General features: G+C 60.7%; 2 protein-coding genes. One reads left to right on the top strand and one right to left on the bottom strand.

Annotated elements, in window-relative coordinates:
• Positions 1–291: 291 nt before the first annotated feature.
• Complete coding sequence (locus WB402_RS08865) at positions 292–564, bottom strand: LexA family protein (protein ID WP_424206999.1); 273 nt, start codon at positions 562–564, stop codon at positions 292–294.
• A 37-nt stretch (positions 565–601) separates the two neighbouring features.
• Here WB402_RS08865 and WB402_RS08860 point away from each other — a divergent pair, with 37 nt between their 5' ends.
• Entirely contained in the window at positions 602–1,759 is a 1,158-nt protein-coding gene (locus WB402_RS08860; RefSeq protein ID WP_424206997.1) for an IS630 family transposase, read from the top strand.
• Positions 1,760–1,839 lie beyond the last annotated feature (80 nt).

Raw genomic sequence — 1,839 nt, 5'->3', positions numbered from 1 at the left:
GGACCGTTGACATCACGCAGGTCAATGCTGCGATTCGGCTGCAGCTACTCTGATTTCGCTCGGCGAAACGAAGTTCGCCAGCCTTTCGCAAATGCCGGCGTTGAGCCCTCACCTACGCGCTCTTCCTGATCCGCATTCAGGCAATTGAACAGGCTTTCCGGCGGCACGATCAGAAATCACGGCTTCGCCATTGCAGGCTGTGCCGAACGGCGAACCGCCAGATGGCGCACGCTCAACTCCAGCATTGTTCCTAGTACCTCTGCACAGAGGTTTTGACCGGTCGAGTGTGGTTCATCGTAGGTCCGGCAGGTGTTCTGGATCAACGAGCAATTCGATGCTTCGAGCGATCCTGGGTTTCCTTCTGATGAACCCTTTTCGTTCGAGCGTTAACACCATTTGGTGAACCGAAGGTGGGCTGACGCGGAAATATTGCTGCATGTCGGTTTCGGCTGGCGGCCGGCGGTGCAGGCGCGTGTATGCGTAGATATATGCCAGATACTGGCCTTGCTTTTCGCTGAAGCTTTGACCGCTGAGGCTGCGAGCGGCGCCTGATTTTTGATTCATTTGTCGATTCGTCCGGCTCTCCGACAAGGAGGCCGAGATGAATGTACGTTATCGGATCGAATTGAGCCAAGCCGAACGCTGTGAACTCACCGCGATGTTGAGCAAAGGCAAGCGAGCCGCCCGCAAGCTCAAGCGAGCCCAGATATTGCTGGCGGCCGATGCCGGCCGCAGCGATGAGGAGATTGCCCGCACGCTGGCGGTGGGCGGTTCCACCGTATACCGGACCAAGCGGCGCTTCGTGGAAGGCAATCTGGAACGGGCGCTGAGCGAGGATCCACGTCCTGGGGCGGAGCGCAAGCTCACCGGCAAGGAAGAAGCCTTGCTCGTGGCAACGGCTTGCGCAAACCCTCCTGAGGGTCGCGCCCGCTGGACGCTGGAACTGCTGGCCGACGCCATGGTCAAGCTCACCGAGCACGAGAGCCTGTCGGGCGAGACGGTGCGCCGGCGGCTGGCCGAAAACGGTCTCAAACCCTGGCGCAAGGATATGTGGTGCATTCCCCGGGTCGACGGCGAATATGTCGCCCGCATGGAAGACGTGCTCGACCTCTATGCCGAAGCGCCCGATCCCAAGCGGCCGGTGGTCTGCTTCGACGAGAGCCCGGTCCAGCTCATCGGTGAGGTACGCCAGCCCATCCCGGCCGAGCCGGGTCAACTCGAACGTTACGATTACGAGTACCGCCGCAACGGCACCGTCAATCTCTTCGTCTGCATCGACGTGCATCGGCCTTGGCGCAAGGTCAAGGTCACCGAGCGGCGGGCGGCAGAAGACTACGCCCAATGCATGCGCGAACTCACCGATGTCCATTATCCCGATGCCGAGTCCATCCGGGTTGTGCAGGACAACCTGTCGATCCACTCGGCCGGCGCCCTCTATGAGGCATTCGCGCCCGCCGAAGCCCGGCGAATTCTGCGCCGCCTGGAGTTCCACTACACCCCCAAGCACGCCAGCTGGCTCAACATGGTCGAAATCGAGATCGGCGTCCTCGCCAGCCAATGCCTCGACCGGCGCATCGAAAGCCACGCCGGTCTGGCCGCCGAGATCGCCGCCTGGGAGAAGCAGCGCAATGCCGTCCGCGCCCGCGTCCACTGGCAGTTCACAACCGAAAAGGCTCGCGCCAAAATGAGCCGTGCCTATCCGAGACCAACAACATTAGCTCGTCGCCAAGGAGTCAAAAACTCTGTGCCAAGGTACTAGCCGGGCTCATTCGCCAAGAGAATTCGAGTCACTGACGACACCCGTGCTTCTCACGTTGAAATTGCGGTCACATTTTCTGC

The sequence above is a fragment of the Sulfuricaulis sp. genome, from assembly GCF_049587675.1.
Classification (GTDB): Bacteria; Pseudomonadota; Gammaproteobacteria; order Acidiferrobacterales; family Sulfurifustaceae; genus Sulfuricaulis.
This window is presented reverse-complemented; position numbering and strand designations above follow the sequence as displayed.